General features: G+C 63.5%; 14 protein-coding genes. 8 read left to right on the top strand and 6 right to left on the bottom strand.

Annotation, left to right across the window (positions count from 1 at the left end):
* The first annotated feature begins 23 nt into the window (after window positions 1-23).
* From ACXJKE_RS05410 to ACXJKE_RS05400, 3 genes are all read left to right on the top strand, one after another.
* Window positions 24-992, top strand: a complete 969-nt coding sequence (locus ACXJKE_RS05410; protein ID WP_457279524.1) for a Bug family tripartite tricarboxylate transporter substrate binding protein — start codon at window positions 24-26, stop codon at window positions 990-992.
* Between the two features lie 123 nt (window positions 993-1115).
* Window positions 1116-2726 (top strand): gamma-glutamyltransferase family protein, encoded by a 1611-nt coding sequence (locus ACXJKE_RS05405; protein WP_457279523.1) that lies wholly within the window; start codon window positions 1116-1118, stop codon window positions 2724-2726.
* A 78-nt stretch (window positions 2727-2804) separates the two neighbouring features.
* Window positions 2805-3674: a DMT family transporter gene (locus ACXJKE_RS05400; protein WP_457279802.1), complete on the top strand. Its 870-nt coding sequence runs from the start codon at window positions 2805-2807 to the stop codon at window positions 3672-3674.
* A 228-nt stretch (window positions 3675-3902) separates the two neighbouring features.
* Here ACXJKE_RS05400 and ACXJKE_RS05395 read toward each other — a convergent pair whose 3' ends face one another.
* Both ACXJKE_RS05395 and ACXJKE_RS05390 read right to left on the bottom strand, forming a co-directional pair.
* Window positions 3903-4958: a M48 family metalloprotease gene (locus ACXJKE_RS05395; RefSeq protein ID WP_457279522.1), complete on the bottom strand. Its 1056-nt coding sequence runs from the start codon at window positions 4956-4958 to the stop codon at window positions 3903-3905.
* Between the two features lie 22 nt (window positions 4959-4980).
* Window positions 4981-5550, bottom strand: coding sequence for an SH3 domain-containing protein (locus ACXJKE_RS05390; protein WP_457279521.1), 570 nt, complete (start codon window positions 5548-5550; stop codon window positions 4981-4983).
* A gap of 70 nt (window positions 5551-5620) precedes the next feature.
* Here ACXJKE_RS05390 and ACXJKE_RS05385 point away from each other — a divergent pair, with 70 nt between their 5' ends.
* Together ACXJKE_RS05385 and ACXJKE_RS05380 are read left to right on the top strand one after the other, a co-directional pair.
* The gene (locus tag ACXJKE_RS05385) at window positions 5621-6415 is read left to right on the top strand and encodes an SDR family oxidoreductase (RefSeq protein ID WP_457279520.1); all 795 of its coding nucleotides are present in this window, start codon (window positions 5621-5623) and stop codon (window positions 6413-6415) included.
* A gap of 16 nt (window positions 6416-6431) precedes the next feature.
* The gene (locus tag ACXJKE_RS05380; RefSeq protein WP_457279519.1) at window positions 6432-6806 is read left to right on the top strand and encodes a hypothetical protein; all 375 of its coding nucleotides are present in this window, start codon (window positions 6432-6434) and stop codon (window positions 6804-6806) included.
* Window positions 6807-6844: 38 nt separating this feature from the next.
* On the opposite strand, the gene ACXJKE_RS05375 is transcribed toward ACXJKE_RS05380, so the two are convergent.
* The 4 genes from ACXJKE_RS05375 to ACXJKE_RS05360 all read right to left on the bottom strand — a co-directional run bounded on the left by ACXJKE_RS05375 (window position 6845) and on the right by ACXJKE_RS05360 (window position 10322).
* Window positions 6845-7669, bottom strand: coding sequence for a hypothetical protein (locus ACXJKE_RS05375; protein WP_457279518.1), 825 nt, complete (start codon window positions 7667-7669; stop codon window positions 6845-6847).
* Between the two features lie 11 nt (window positions 7670-7680).
* Window positions 7681-8835 carry an ATP-binding protein gene (locus ACXJKE_RS05370; RefSeq protein ID WP_457279517.1) on the bottom strand — a complete coding sequence of 385 codons (1155 nt, stop codon included), beginning with the start codon at window positions 8833-8835 and terminating at the stop codon, window positions 7681-7683.
* Window positions 8836-8848: 13 nt separating this feature from the next.
* On the bottom strand, window positions 8849-9085 hold the full coding sequence (locus ACXJKE_RS05365; RefSeq protein ID WP_457279516.1) for a hypothetical protein: 237 nt from the start codon (window positions 9083-9085) through the stop codon (window positions 8849-8851).
* 337 nt (window positions 9086-9422) lie between these two features.
* On the bottom strand, window positions 9423-10322 hold the full coding sequence (locus ACXJKE_RS05360; RefSeq protein WP_457279515.1) for a DMT family transporter: 900 nt from the start codon (window positions 10320-10322) through the stop codon (window positions 9423-9425).
* Window positions 10323-10462: 140 nt separating this feature from the next.
* On the opposite strand from ACXJKE_RS05360, the gene ACXJKE_RS05355 reads away from it, so the two are divergent.
* The 3 genes from ACXJKE_RS05355 to ACXJKE_RS05345 all read left to right on the top strand — a co-directional run bounded on the left by ACXJKE_RS05355 (window position 10463) and on the right by ACXJKE_RS05345 (window position 14495).
* Window positions 10463-11458, top strand: coding sequence for a quinone oxidoreductase family protein (locus ACXJKE_RS05355; protein ID WP_457279514.1), 996 nt, complete (start codon window positions 10463-10465; stop codon window positions 11456-11458).
* A 113-nt stretch (window positions 11459-11571) separates the two neighbouring features.
* Window positions 11572-13005, top strand: a complete 1434-nt coding sequence (locus tag ACXJKE_RS05350) for a DUF1800 domain-containing protein (RefSeq protein WP_457279513.1) — start codon at window positions 11572-11574, stop codon at window positions 13003-13005.
* Window positions 13006-13127: 122 nt separating this feature from the next.
* Complete coding sequence (locus ACXJKE_RS05345) at window positions 13128-14495, top strand: DUF1501 domain-containing protein (RefSeq protein WP_457279512.1); 1368 nt, start codon at window positions 13128-13130, stop codon at window positions 14493-14495.
* The last annotated feature ends 28 nt before the right edge of the window (window positions 14496-14523 follow it).

The following is a 14523-nucleotide window of genomic DNA, read 5'->3' as shown; positions in this document are numbered from 1 at the left end:
CAAAATCGTTGCACAATGGCCAGATGAAACGTAGACATATTATTTCCCTGGCTGCGGCTTCCGCCGTGACTCTCGTGGGCCCCGCCATGGCCCAGAACTATCCGTCCAAACCCATTCGCATGATCGTGCCGTTTCCGGCAGGCGGCGCGACGGACATCCTGGCACGGGCCCTGTCGCAAAAGCTGGGCGAGAAAATCGGCCAGACGGTTGTGGTCGAAAACCGGCCGGGCGCCGGCGGCACGATAGGCGCCGATGCTGCGTCCAAATCGCCTGCTGACGGCTACACGCTGCTGCTGGCGACTTCAAGCACCCACAGCATCGGGCCGGCCGTCAACCCCCGGATTCCCTACAACGCGGAAACAGACTTCACGCCGATTGCCTATGTGGCAAGTTCCCCTAATGTGGTGCTGGTGCCTAACACGTCGCCGGCAAAGACCATGGGCGAATTTATCGATCATGCACGCAAGAACCCCGGGCGTTTGAACTACGCGTCCAGCGGCAACGGCACCATCATCCACTTGATGAGCGAATACTTCAAGGCGCAATCGGGGACCTTCATCCTGCACATCCCTTACCGCGGTACGGCACTGGCCATGCCGGACCTGATCAGCGGCAAGATCGACGTGCTGTTCGACTCCTTTGTCACCGGCATGCCGCATGTGAAAGATGGAAAGCTGCGGGCCCTTGCGGTCACCAGCCTCAAACGCACGGCGCTCGCTCCCGATCTGCCGGCGGTGGCGGAAACCCTGCCGGGCTTTGAGTCGGTCACCTGGTTCGGGGTTTACGGCCCCAAAGGCATGGCGCCAGACCTGGCAGGCAAGGTCAACCAGGCGGTGAACGCAGCCCTGGCCGATTCCGATGTGAAAGACCGCTTTGCCAGACTGGGCGCCGAACCCGCGGGTGGCACCCCGCAGGCCTTTGCGGCCATGGTGAAGACGGACACGGCCAGGTGGAAGAAAATCATTGTCGAGCGGAAAATCAGCGCCGATTGATGCCTTTCACCGCATCGCGCCGCCTGGTCGTGACGATGCCGGTCAGTTTGACTTCCCGCCTGCGGTTGCACACCATGACCGCCGGCATCCATTCTTCCTTGCCTTGCCTTCCACAGGTGACCCATGAATTTCAACTACAGCAACCCCTACACCTCCACCCGCCTGCCGCTGTTTGCCCGCAACGTTGTTTCGACTTCGCACCCGTTGGGCGCGCAGGCCGGTTTGCGCATGATGCTCAAGGGCGGCAATGCGGTAGATGCCGCGATCGCTGCTGCCGCCGCCATGACCATTGTCGAACCTGTCAGCAACGGCCTGGGCAGCGATGCTTTTTGCATCCTCTGGGACGGCAAGGAACTGCATGGACTGAATGCATCGGGCCGCGCGCCGCAAAGCTGGACGCCGGATTACTTCAAGCGCAAATACGGCAGCGATGCGCAGACGCCGCCCAAACGCGGTATGGATTCCGTGAGCGTACCGGGTGCGGTGGCCGGCTGGGTGGCCTTGAGCGAGCGTTTCGGCAAGCTTCCCTTCGCCGACCTGATGGAGCCTGCAATTGAAATCGCCGAGCGCGGCTATTTGTTGCCGCCCGTGGTGCAGCAGAAGTGGGCGGCCGCTACGGGGGAGTTGAAATCGCTGCCGGGCTTTGCCCAATCTTTCCTTCCCTGGGGCCGGGCGCCGAATGTCGGTGAACTGTTCCAGTTCAAGGCCGCAGCCAAAGCGTTGCGTGCTATTGCGCAAACCAAGGGCACGGCGTATTACGGCGGCGCCATTGCCCAGGCCATCGAAAAATTCTCCGCACAAAACGGCGGCAGCATCACCGCCAAAGATTTTGAAAGCTACCAGCCGGAATGGGTCAAGCCCATCGGCAAGGAGTACCGGGGCTATACCCTGCACGAAATTCCGCCCAACGGGCAGGGCATTGCGGCGCTGATTGCGCTGGGCATCCTTGATAAGTTCGATGTAGCCGGGCTCCCGGTGGATGGCGTGGATTCCCAGCATCTGCAGATCGAAGCCATGAAGCTGGCGTTTGCCGATATTTACCGGTACGTGGCCGAGCCTTCGTCAATGGAGGTGACGGCCGAGCAAATGCTCGATGACGCGTATCTGGCATCCCGTGCCAAACTCATTGACATGAAAAAGGCACAGGACTTTGGCGCGGGAAATCCCGTCAAGGGCGGAACGATCTACCTGACGGCAGCCGATGAAGACGGCATGATGGTGAGCTTCATCCAGAGCAACTACATGGGTTTTGGTTCAGGCTGCGTCGAGCCCGAGTTCGGCATCAGCCTGCAAAACCGCGGCCACGCCTTCAGCCTGCTGCCGGGCGCCAACCAGGTCGCACCGGGCAAGCGGCCTTTCCACACCATTATTCCGGCCTTCCTCAGCAAGGATGGCAAACCCGTGATGAGCTATGGCGTGATGGGCGCGAACATGCAGCCGCAGGGCCACATGCAGACACTGGTGCGCATGCTGGACTACGGCCAGAGCCCACAGGTGGCTTGCGATGCGCCGCGCTGGCGCTACAACGCCGGCCTTGAGATCAATGTGGAGGCCACGATGGACCCGAGTACCGTGCAGGGCCTTGCCGACCGCGGCCACCGCATGGAAGTCATCAACGACTCCTACCAGGACTTTGGCGCCGGCCAGTTCATCTGGCGTGCCGGCAACCCCAAGGTCGAAGGCTATGTGGCGGCCAGCGATCCACGCCGCGACGGCCAGGCTGTGGGCTTTTAAGAAACGACCTTGAGCGATAAATCTGATAAAAACAGGCCGACAGCCCAAGCAGGACGAGCGCAAGCAGCTACTAAAAGCATAGCGCCTGGTTTGCTGCTGGCCACTTTCGGTGCCATCGCGTTCAGCGGCAAGGCCATCATTGTCAAGTTGGCCTATCGCTACGGCGTCGACGCCGTCACGCTGATCATGTACCGCATGCTGTTTGCGCTGCCCATCTTTGCGGTGATGGCGTGGTGGGCCAGCCGGGGCAAGGCGCCGCTGACGCGCAAGGACTGGCTGGGCGTGCTGTGGCTGGGCTTCACGGGTTACTACCTCGCCAGTTTCCTGGACTTCGCCGGCCTGGCGTTCATCAGTGCGTCACTGGAACGACTCATCCTCTATCTCAATCCCACGCTGGTGTTGCTGCTGGGCCTGGTGTTGTACAAGCGCCGAGTTGGCGCGCTGCAAATCATCGGCATGGCCATCAGCTACTGCGGCGTGGTGCTGGTGTTCGGCCACGAGATCACGCTGCAGGGCGCGGACGCTGCCTGGGGTGCGCTGCTGGTGTTCCTGAGCGCGGTGAGCTACGCGCTTTATCTGGTTTACAGCGGTGAGATGGTCAGGCGGCTCGGCTCATTGCGCCTGGTGGGGCTGGCTACCACCGTGGCCTGCCTGTTGTGCTTGTTGCAGTTTGTGTTGCTGCGGCCCCTGAGCGCGGCAGTCGTGGCGCCCGAGGTGATCTGGCTGTCGTTGCTCAATGCCACGCTGTGTACGGCGGTACCGGTGCTGATGGTGATGATGGCCATCGAACGCATCGGCGCCGGCATGGCCGCGCAGACCGGCATGGTGGGCCCGATGTCCACCATCCTCATGGGTGTGCTGATTCTGGGTGAGCCGTTCACGGTCTGGGTGGCGGCGGGGACGGTGCTGGTGATTGCAGGGATCTTCGTTTTCACGAGAGGCAGATAGTGGCCCTCACGGTCGCTCACTTCGTGTGGCCTACGGCCTTTCTCCCTGCCCCTTTCATTACAGAAGGGGCCGCCCGCCTGCGGTCTGGCAAAGCCAGTCCCGCGGCTTATGCTGGGTTAAGGATTCCCGCGCGCACCGAAGCTGCTTAGGCATCAGATCGGCCTCTAGCCCAGGTACTACGTGCGCAAGCTGCTATTAATTTAATAGCGCGTGGTGTCAGGGGCGCTGCTACTTCTTTGCGGGTGTACGCGTCGACGCAGGCGCTTGCGCTGTAGGCCTGCGGTTCGCACCGCTGATGCGCTGCGCCACCGTGACGGATGGCTGTCCTGCATACGCGTCCAGCCGGGTACCCATGGCCTGCTCAAGCTGGTTCAGTCGCGTCTGGGCGGGCGGATGCGTGCTCAGGGACAGCGCAAACAATGCGTCATCCGGCGCAGCGCTGCGCAGTTGCTGCAGCACAGCCACCAGGCCGTAGGGATCGAACCCAGCGCGCGCGGCGAGAGCCACGCCGGTACGGTCGGCGTCAAACTCGTCCTGCTGGTCCAGGCCCTTGGTGTACATGTTCTTGCCCAGCGCCAGCAACTGCGACGACACCAGGCCGCCCAGGTCGTTCTTCAGCTGAGAGCTGATCACCTGCGTCAGAAGGCCGGCGCGTGCCGCCTTGTTCATGGCAATCAAGTGGTGCTTGGCTGTGACATGGGTGATTTCATGGGCCAGGATACCGGCCAATTCGCTTTCGTCCGCCACGCGGTCCATCAGGCCCTTGGTGACGAAGACATAACCGCCTGGCGTGGCAAATGCGTTGAACCCGGGGTCGTCGAGGATGGCGAAGGTCCAGGGCAGGTCGGGCCGCGATGACTGCAGGCTGATCCAGCGGCCCAGCTGGTTGATATAGCGCTGCGCAGCCACGTCAGGGTAGAGCGGTTTGCTGCCCAGTAGCACGGCGGCCAGTTGCTGGCCGATCTGGATTTCACGTGGTTCGTCAATCTGATCCAGCGACTGTGACAACAGCTGGAACAGGTCACCACCCTGGGCTGCCTGCTGTCCGCCCGGTGTAAGGCTGGCGCCCAGCAACGCGCCGGCCAGGCCGGCCGCAGAGTTGGGTTGCGCGGGGGCGGGCTGCGCCGGCTGGTTCGGGCGTATCAGTGACTGGAACAGGCCGCCTAGCGCCTTGCCCGCATCCTGGGCATGAGCGCCCAGAGGGAGCAAGCTGGCCAGCAGGGTCAATGCAAAAACCGCATGGCGTGCGGGAGTTGCCAGTGTTTGGAGGGTGTGAAGATTCATTGCGGTGCCTCTTGTCTTGTTTTTAGCCGCCGTATTGTTCGGTTCTGGTGCTGGGTGCGGCAGCCGGCGGTGTGGGTGTGGGCAGGGGATCGACCTGCCGGACGTTCAGCGAGGCACCGCCCGCGAACTGCCTGGCTTGCGCAGCGTTCGCACGGTTGGCGTCGGCTTGCGCCACGGCCGCCAGGTTGGGAACGGCATTGGCAAGGTCTTCCGCACCCAGGCCGCGAATGCCGACGGTGGATGTGGCCACTGCGCCGCCCGGCGCCTGTGCGCTGCCCTTGTTGAAAAAGCTCGACAGGCTGCGCAGTGCACCGGTGCCGGCACCGGCCTGCGAGCTGGGGGCCGTGATGTCAAACATGTGCACCCAGCCGCTGGTGCCGTCGGCCATGCGGACCTTGATCCACGCGCCGTTGCGCTCGCCCAGCCGGGTCACCGAGGTTTGAACCGGCAGCGGGGCCAGGCTGCGGGCCGATTCGCCCGGACCTTCGCGCAGTTGGGCTGCGCGCTTGATCAGTACGGCCTCGCCTTGCGGCTGGGCCTGTGTCGCCGCACTGAAAACCAGCAGCGATGTGAGCAGGGGAGCGATAACCATTCCCGCCTGCATTTTGTATTTACTCAGTATCATGAGCCGCTCTCCCCCGTGGTTGTAATGAGGAATTATTATGGATTTGGGTATTGCAGGCAAATGGGCGCTGGTCTGCGGCGCCAGCAAGGGTTTGGGTCTGGGTTGCGCCGAGGCGCTGGTGCGCGAAGGCGTGCATGTGCTGATCGTGGCGCGCGGCGAGGAAACGCTGAAGGTCGCGGCTGAAAAACTGAAGACGGATAAGGGCAAACCCGCAGGCGCCAGCGTCCAGTATGTCGCCGCCGACATCACCACACCCGAAGGCCGCGCCGCGGTGTTCGCGCTGCGCAAGGACTTCGACATCGTGGTGACCAATGCCGGCGGCCCGCCGCCCGGTGACTTCCGCGACTGGGACCGTGACGCCTGGCTCAAGGCGGTGGACGCCAATATGCTGACTCCCATCGAACTCATCAAGGCCACGGTCGACGGCATGGCGGCGCGCGGTTTCGGGCGCATCGTCAACATCACCTCCAGCTCAGTCAAGTCGCCTATCGACATCCTGGGTCTGTCCAACGGCGCGCGCAGCGGCCTGACCGGCTTTGTGGCCGGCGTGGCACGCACCAAACTCGCGGCGCAAGGCGTGACCATCAACAACCTGCTGCCGGGCGCTTTCGACACCGACCGCCTGCGCGGCACCATGAGCGGCGCTGCGCAAAAAACCGGCCAGCCCCTGGAAGCCATCATGGATGCGCGCCGCAAGAACATCCCGGCCCAGCGCTTCGGCACGCCCGAAGAATTCGGCGCCATCTGCGCCTTCCTGTGCAGCACGCATGCCGCCTACATGACGGGGCAAAACGTGCTGGCTGACGGCGGGGCTTATCCGGGCACTTATTGAGCACCAGGCGCTTCCCTTGAGCCTGGACTACCTCCAATTCGATTACGCCGAGAGCAGCGACGGCACGGGCACGCTGGAAGCCATGGCCTCCACATGGCCGGAGCAGGTGCTGGCCGTCCATGCTGAAGCCGTCCAGGTATTGGCATGGGCCCACGCGGAATTCCCCGGGCGGCGCGGCCCGCTCGAGGAGGGTTTTGACTGGGATTACGACCTGCACGGCATGCAGGAGCTGACGGCGCCCGAGGCCTTGCACTATGACGAGGTTTCGCGACGGTTGGAGGTGGAAGCCGGCCCGCCCGGCAAGCCGCGGCATACGCTCACCCTGTCCCTCAGTGGGACAGTGGAGTTTTGCGATGCCTTCAGGCGGAACTTCGGCCTGGACTTGGATTGAATGCCCCAGCGCTCAAGTTAGCGTTAACGTTCAGGCAATCATTCAAGCGCAGGTTCGACAGCCTCCACTGCAGTAGCGCTAACCCGCTGCATCAGCCCGTGTTGCAGGCTGAACAGCTGGAGCTGCTCGGCATAAGGCATGAGCATTCTCTCTTCCGTCGCGATGCCCACTCCCAGCAGGCCGGCCATCTTCTCCTTGCTCACCTGGCCGTGCGCCAGCAGTTCGTCCACGATGCTCAGTAGCAAGGCCGAATCGGTTTTGAGAATCTCCTGTGCGCGCGCGTACGCCTGCGCGAGCAGGGCCTCGATCTCGGCGTTGGTCGGCTCAACATCGGTGTTGAGGTTGTCGTCCATGTCGTGGGTCACGTCGGTGTGGCTCAGCCGGTTGCCGAAACCGAAGTGGCGCACAAAGCGCGCGGCCAGGGCGGTGGCGTTCTTGAAGTCGCTCTCGCTGCCCGTGGTGCAGGCGTCTTCGCCAAACACCAGCGCCTCGGCGGCGCGGCCGGCCAGGCCCACGCAGAGGCGGTCCAGGCAGCTTTGACGTGATTCGGCCTTCATGCGCACATAGCTGTTGTAGCCGCCCTCGAAAGACGCCACGTTGATCTTGACTTCCTGCGGCGCATGGCCGAACAGGCGGCCGTAGGCCAGGCCGTGGCCTGCTTCGTGCACGGCCAGCAAGGCCCGAAAGTCGGGGCTGGCGCGCTGCTTGAGCTGGTTGAGGTCCAGCGGCACTGGGTACGCGATGCTCCCGCCCCCGCACTCGCCATGACTGACGTGCAGGGATTGCGTGGCGGCGTCCAGCCTCACGTGCAGCGTGGTGTCCGCCGGCACATCATGCTCAAACGCCCACAGCACGGCGTTCACCAGCGGCGCACTCAGGATGGCGTGAATCGACGAGAACAGCGGGCGTGTGCCCTGGGCCGGGAAGACCGCATTGGCATAAATTCCTGGTACACCGATTCATGCAGATCAAAAAACAGCCCTGCACTCGCCTGCATTTCACCAACGTATCTGGCACAGGTGCTGCGGATCAGCCGCTCATACGTGGCCTGGCTCAGCGAGGGGTAGATCACATGGTTGTTCCCCAGCCGGGCGATCTGCTCGGGCTTGAAGCGCTCTCCCAGTGCCTTCTTGACGTCAATGACCGACAGTTTTTTCGTCAGTGCATGAAAGATGTCGGCATCGGTGTCGCAGTCTTCCACGCGTTTGGCGGTTCCCTCATACATTTCGTCGAGGTTGCCCGAAACGATGATGAGCAAGCGGCTGTAATCCGTTTCCCACGAGTCGGTCGATGCCCTGAACGCCAGCATGCGCTCCTGCAGTTGCTGGGGTGTCCAGGTCATCACCTCCTGTAGTGGTTCCTTGAGCTTGAGGCTTTGCTTGAATTCCTGAGCCTGGTAGGGCGAGAGGGCGAACTTCAGCTTTTTGGCCTGGACGCCGTCCTTGGCAGGCTTTTCATCAGCCTGTTCCTCGCGTTCGTGGTCATACAGCGAGAAAGCCAGAGACGATTCCAGCTCCTGCAGAAAAGACAGCGACGGCGGCAGGCGCCCGTCGGACAGCAGCTGCCACACGTCCTGGTAGCGTTTGACGGCGACCTCATCGCCCTTTTCGTTGATGGTGCGAAAGCGCTGGAATTCATCCAGCACCAGAATGCCTGGCTCGCTCTCGGCAACGGCGGACTCCGCCAGCATGCCGCTGATGGAGTCGGCGCTACGCCAGCTGCTGCCGTTGCTGAAGCCGTCCATCTGCACTTCGACAAAGCGGTCGTAGAAACCCAGCTTCTGCGCCAGGCGGCGCGTGAGCTGGGTTTTGCCGGTGCCGGTCAGGCCCCACAGGCACACGATCACCGGGCGGCGAATGATGTGCGGCAGCACATACCAGGCGCGGATCGACTCGATCACCCGGTCGATGATGTCGTCAATACCGAACAGCTCGGTCTTCAGCTCGGTGGCGACGAGGGCCAGGTGGGCACTGCGTTCGCGCATGAGCTCGGGCGGCACGCGGGCTGCGGCCACCGTCTCGGTTGTCATATCGTTCTTCATGTCAGTCAGTCAAATTTTTGAGGGCTTTTTGCAAAGCCACGGTTTCAGCCCGGCGATGGGCGCCGTTGCTGCGAATATGTTTGCCCGCACCCGACGTGATGGCACGCTGGACGAGGGCCCGCACCACGGGATTGCGCGGTGTGGGTGACGGCAAGGTCAAGGCCAGCGGCTGCTTCATGCGCCGCAAATGCTTGACCTTGCCTGCGGCAAAGTCACGGGAAAAAGTTTTGGCACTCATGTGCACGCTCCGAAAAAGCAAAACCCCGGCGAAAAATCAGCCTGGGGTTTGCGGAGCGCGCTTCACACGTGAAGGCACAGCACCGACTGCCCGCAGGGCTGGGTATGGTTGACACCACATCCAGCCGGGGGCAGTGGAGGGTGCGTCAGGTGTGAGTGAACAAAGTCATGGTCTTGAGGGCTTCAAGGTGTTTACTGCGCAAGGTTATTCGTTGCACAGTGGCTTAAAGCAAGGAACGGATTCTGAAGAGCCCACGCGGGCTTGGCAAGTTTTATGCAGCGATTTCTCACAATGTGTTGTGAAAATCAAACCGCTGCTGCGCTAATTGCTGCGCGCTTCAGCGCCGCGACGACACCACGATGCCGCCCACGATCAGCATAAAAGCCAGCGCGTGGTAGAGGTGCGGCAACTCACCGAGAAAGGCCGCCGACAGCAATGCAGCGAACAGCGGCGTGAGGTTGGAAAAGAAGCCCGCAATCGCCGGCCCGACACGCTGCACGCCCATGCCCCAGCAACGATAGGCAATCACCGCGGGTCCCACGGCCACGTACAGCAGGGCTGCGGCCAGCGGCCAGCCCCATTGGATGTGCGCGTCGGTCAACGCCCATTCGCCGGCGGCAAACGCACCCGACCAGGCCAGTCCGAACACGATTTGCGCGAGCAGGAAGGCCGCCCAGTCGCGGCGGATTTCCGCCGGCTCTTTGGGTTGCGACAGCAGCCAGCTGTAAAACGCCCAGGCCAGCGTGGCCAGCAGCACGTACAGGTCGCCGGGCACCAGCTGCACCTGCATGAGCAATTCCCGTTGGCCACGCGACAGCACCACCAGCACGCCGGCAATCGACAGCACGGCACCTGTGGTCTGTCGCTTCGACACAGTCTGGCCAAAAAACAGCGCCCCCACGACCAGCATCCAGATCGGCACGCTTGACGCCACCAGCGTCACGTTGAGCGGTGTGGAGGTTTTCAGTGCCAGATACTGCAAGGCGTTGTAGCAACCCACACCCAGCAGGCCCAGCACCGCGAAACGTTTCCAGTGAGGCCACAGGCTGCTGCCCGGTTTGAGCAGGCGCCAGGCCAGCGGCAACAGGATCACGAAGGCCAGGGCCCAGCGCAGGAAGTTGAGCGTCATGGGCGGCACAAGGCCGGTGACGAGGCGGCCGACGACGGCGTTACCGGCCCAGAGCAAGGGAGGGACCACCAGCAGCGTGGCGGTGGCGGGCGTGAGGCGTTGGGTCATGACGGGGACTTTATCAAGCACGACCGTTTTCCTCTCGCCGCGCGGGGTTCAACCCTCGGCGCCTGCGGCCCATTTCGATTCATGGCACCATGACGGCCACCCCTTTTCTTTCTCCATCTGCAACCTTTGCAAGGAAATCCATGGCCTCCATCACCTCCAAAGCCGTACGAATCAACCAGCACGGCGGACCTGAAGAACTCGCACTGGTAGACGTGACGGTAGGCGACCCCGGCCCGGGCGAAATACGCATCCGTCACAAGGCCGTTGGCTTGAACTACATCGACGTGTACCAACGCAGCGGTGTCTACCCGCTTGCCATGCCGCTTCAGCTGGGCATGGAAGCTTCCGGCATCGTCGAGGCTGTTGGTGAGGGCGTGGCTCACCTGAAAGCGGGTGACCGCGCGGCCTATGCCAGCCAGCCGCCCGGCAGCTACTGTGAAGTGCGCGTGATGCCGGCCAAGTGCGTGTGCAAGCTGCCCGATGCGATCTCGTTTGAAACCGGCGCGGCCATGATGCTTAAGGGGCTGACCACGCAGTACCTGCTGCGGCGCACGCAGCCACAGGGCGGCTTGCACGCCGGCGACCATGTGCTGTTTCACGCGGCCGCCGGCGGCGTGGGCCTGATCGCTTGCCAGTGGGCCAGGGCCATGGGCCTGCAACTCATAGGCACCGCCGGCTCTGATGAGAAATGCGCGCTGGCGTTGTCGCAGGGCGCGGCCTTTGCCATCAATTACACCCAGGAAGATTTCGTGGCCCGTGTCAAGGAAATCACCGGCGGCAGGGGCGTGAAGGCGGTGTACGACTCGGTTGGCAAGGACACCTTCCTCAAGTCACTGGACTGCCTGCGTCCCTTTGGCCTGCTGGCCAACTTTGGCAATGCCTCGGGCAAGACGCCGCCGCTGGACATCGGCCTGCTGGCAGCCAAGGGCTCGCTTTACGTTTCACGGCCGACGCTCTTTACCCACATTGCGACGCGTGAGACCACACAGGAAATGGCGGATGAATTGTTCGCCATGGTCATCAGCGGCAAAGTCCATATCCCCATAGACCAGCGTTTTGCCCTGGCCGACGTGGCCGAGGCGCACCGTGCGCTTGAAGCCCGCAAGACCACGGGCTGCACCATCCTGACGCTGTAACCACCGGCCCTGGGGCGGTAAACCTGTGTAAAGCCACGGGCGGCATTCAACGCAAGGCGTGGCGGATGCGTTACAAGGGGCGAGGGCCTGCTAACAGACCCCAGGAGAACACGATGCCCACAGCGATCACCCAGGCCGGCATGCTCGCGGCCTTCCTGGCTTGCCTCGCCGCCCCGGCGGCGCAGGCGCAGGCCGATGCCGTGCCGCCGCCGGCCAAGCTTGCCGCCACATGGCGCGCCGCTTCGCGCCTGGGGTATGCACCCACGCCGGCCTCGACGCAGGCCGCCGCGGCCTCGCCGCGCGCCTGGGCGCTGCAGCAACTGGATGCGGCCTATGCCGCAAGCCTGCGCCCTCCCACCCTTCCTGCCGAAATCGCCGGCATCAACGCACCGCTCAATGACATCGCGCGCAGCTTCCAGGCCGAGCGCGAGATGCGCCGGGCTGCGCGCGAAACGCCCAAGCCCGGCATGGCCGCCGCGGCCGATACAGGCGGGGAAAAATTCAGCCGCGAGATGGCCCAGGGCGCGGCCGCCTGGCGGCTGATGTCCTGCAGCGATCCGGCGCTGGAAAATCCGCTGCTGGCCCGCATGACCGAGTTCTGGTTCAACCACCTCAATGTGTTCGTCGGCAAGGGACCGGTGCGCCCCTTTGTCGGCCACTACGAGATCAATGTGATTCGCGCCAACGCCCTGGGCCGTTTTGAAGACTTGCTGCTGGCCAGCGCCAGGCATCCGGCCATGCTGTTCTACCTGGACCAGGTGCAGAGCAACAGCCGCGGCCTCAATGAAAACTACGCGCGTGAGTTGATGGAGTTGCACACCCTGGGCGTGAACAGCGGTTACACGCAAAAAGACGTGCACGAACTGGCCCGCATCCTCACCGGCTGGACGGTGAACCTCAAGGACGGCGAGGGTTTTCGTTTTGCCGAGCGCCTGCACGACAAGGAGGGCAAGGTGCTGCTGGGCCGTACGTTCGGCAGTGAGGGCGTTGCGGAAGGCGAGGAAGCCATTCGCTTCCTGGCACGCCGGCCCGAGACGGCACGGCGTGTGTCCATCCGGCTGGCCAGTTTTTTTGTGGCCGACAAACCCTCGCCCGCGCTGGTCAACCGGTTGGCGACTGCCTTCACGGCTACCCAGGGCGACATCCGCGCGGTGATGCGCACCCTGATCGAATCACCGGAATTCTGGGCGCAAGACAACCAGTTGTTTAAAACCCCGCTGGACTTTGCCTGTTCGGCGCTCACTGCGGCCGGGGGTGTCAAGGAGCGCCGCGATATCGTGCAAACCCTGGGCTTCCTGGCGCAGGCCGGCCAGCCCATGCATGGCTGGCAAACGCCCGACGGCTACAAAACCGATGCCGGTACCTGGCTTGCGCCCGAGGCTTTGACGCGCCGCGCCGATTACGCCATGGGCCTGGCCCAGCGCACAGCTGAGCCGTCTTACCTCAACGCCTTTTTCAGCATTGCGACGCGCGAGCGCATTGCGCAGGAACCCGCGCAGATGCGCACCGGCCTGATGCTCGCCAGCCCTGACTTCATGCGCAAATAATTCCATGTCCAAATCAAACGTGCACTTTGTCGGCCCGCCTTGCCGTGCTGTAGCACTGTCTGCGGCGGGCCTTCGCGTTCACGCTTGATCTGGACATGGAATATGCCGCAACAAGGACTCCTATGAACCCCAATTTTTCTTCATCGGCGAATCTGCTGCAACGCCGCCAGCTGGTGGGCCTGGGCGCGTTGTCCGCCTTGTCGCTGGCAGCGCCCGGCGTGTGGGCGCAAGCCTTGCCCGCAAGCCGATCAGGCCTGGACGGCGGGCGCCTGATCGTCGTCTTCCTGCGCGGCGCGTATGACGGTCTGTCGGCCTTTGTGCCCTACGCAGACAAGGACTACTACGCTTTGCGCCCCAACATCGCGATTGCGGCGCCCGACGGCACGACGCAAACCGCCTTGAAGCTCGACAGGACTTTTGCCCTGCATCCCGCGCTGGCTCCACTGCTGCCGCTGTGGCAGCAAGGCGTTCTGGGCTTTGTGCCCGCGGCCGGCCTGCCTGCGCCCAACCGTTCGCATTTCGATGCACAGTACCAGATGGAGATCGCGCAGGGCGGCAAGACCAGCAGCGCGCCCGGGTGGCTCAACACCACAGCGGGCCTGGGCAAAGCCGCTGCACCGGGCGCCACCGCTCTCGGCGTGGGCGAGGCCAATCCGGCCATTCTGGGCGGGCAGGCGGCCGTCAGGTTGATCCCTCGCGGCCAGTCGGCAGAGCGCACCGGCGTGCTGGCCAACGACAGAACCCGCCAGGCGCTGATGGACCTGTATGCCGGTGACGACAAGATCAGCGAAGCCTTCCGCCAGGGTGCGGGTAGCCGCATGCAGAGCGCGCAGGAGCTCACGGAACAGAAAAACGCCAGGGCCGAAAAAATGGCGGAAGACAGTAAACGCATGGCAGACAAGCGCCTGGACCGCGACGGCACGCCCGGCAATCCGCAGGCCCTGAATGCGCAAATGCAGGCGGCCAGCAACGGCGCGGCCGACCCGGTGGGCCTGCAACTCGATGCGCAGCACCTGGGCACGCTGATGCGCAACGACCGAAAGTTGCGCATCGGCTTTTTGTCGGCCGGCGGTTGGGACACCCATGCCAACCAGGGCGCTGCCACCGGCCAGCTGGCCAACAACCTCGGCAACCTGGCGCGCGGCATCGCGCAGCTGCGCCAGGATTTTTCCGAACCCGGCGATGTTGTCGTGGTGATGAGCGAATTCGGCCGCACCAGCGCCGAAAACGGCACACGCGGCACCGACCACGGCTTCGGCAATGCCATGTGGCTCATGGGCAACCGCGTCGCCGGAGGGCGCTGGCATGGCCAATGGACGGGCCTGGCCCAGCTCAACGAAGGACGCGACTTGCCGGCGCATCACGATTACCGCGCGGTGCTGGCTCAGGTGCTGCGGGGGACTTTTGCATTTGGCGATGCGCAGCTGGCTGATGTGTTGCCGGGAGCCAGGTGGGACAAGCGCCTGGACGGTTTGTTCGTCAAAGCCTAGCTTCGCAGGTTTGCGCCCGAATTCAAGG

Source organism: Polaromonas sp. P5_D5, assembly GCF_054049435.1.
This window is presented reverse-complemented; position numbering and strand designations above follow the sequence as displayed.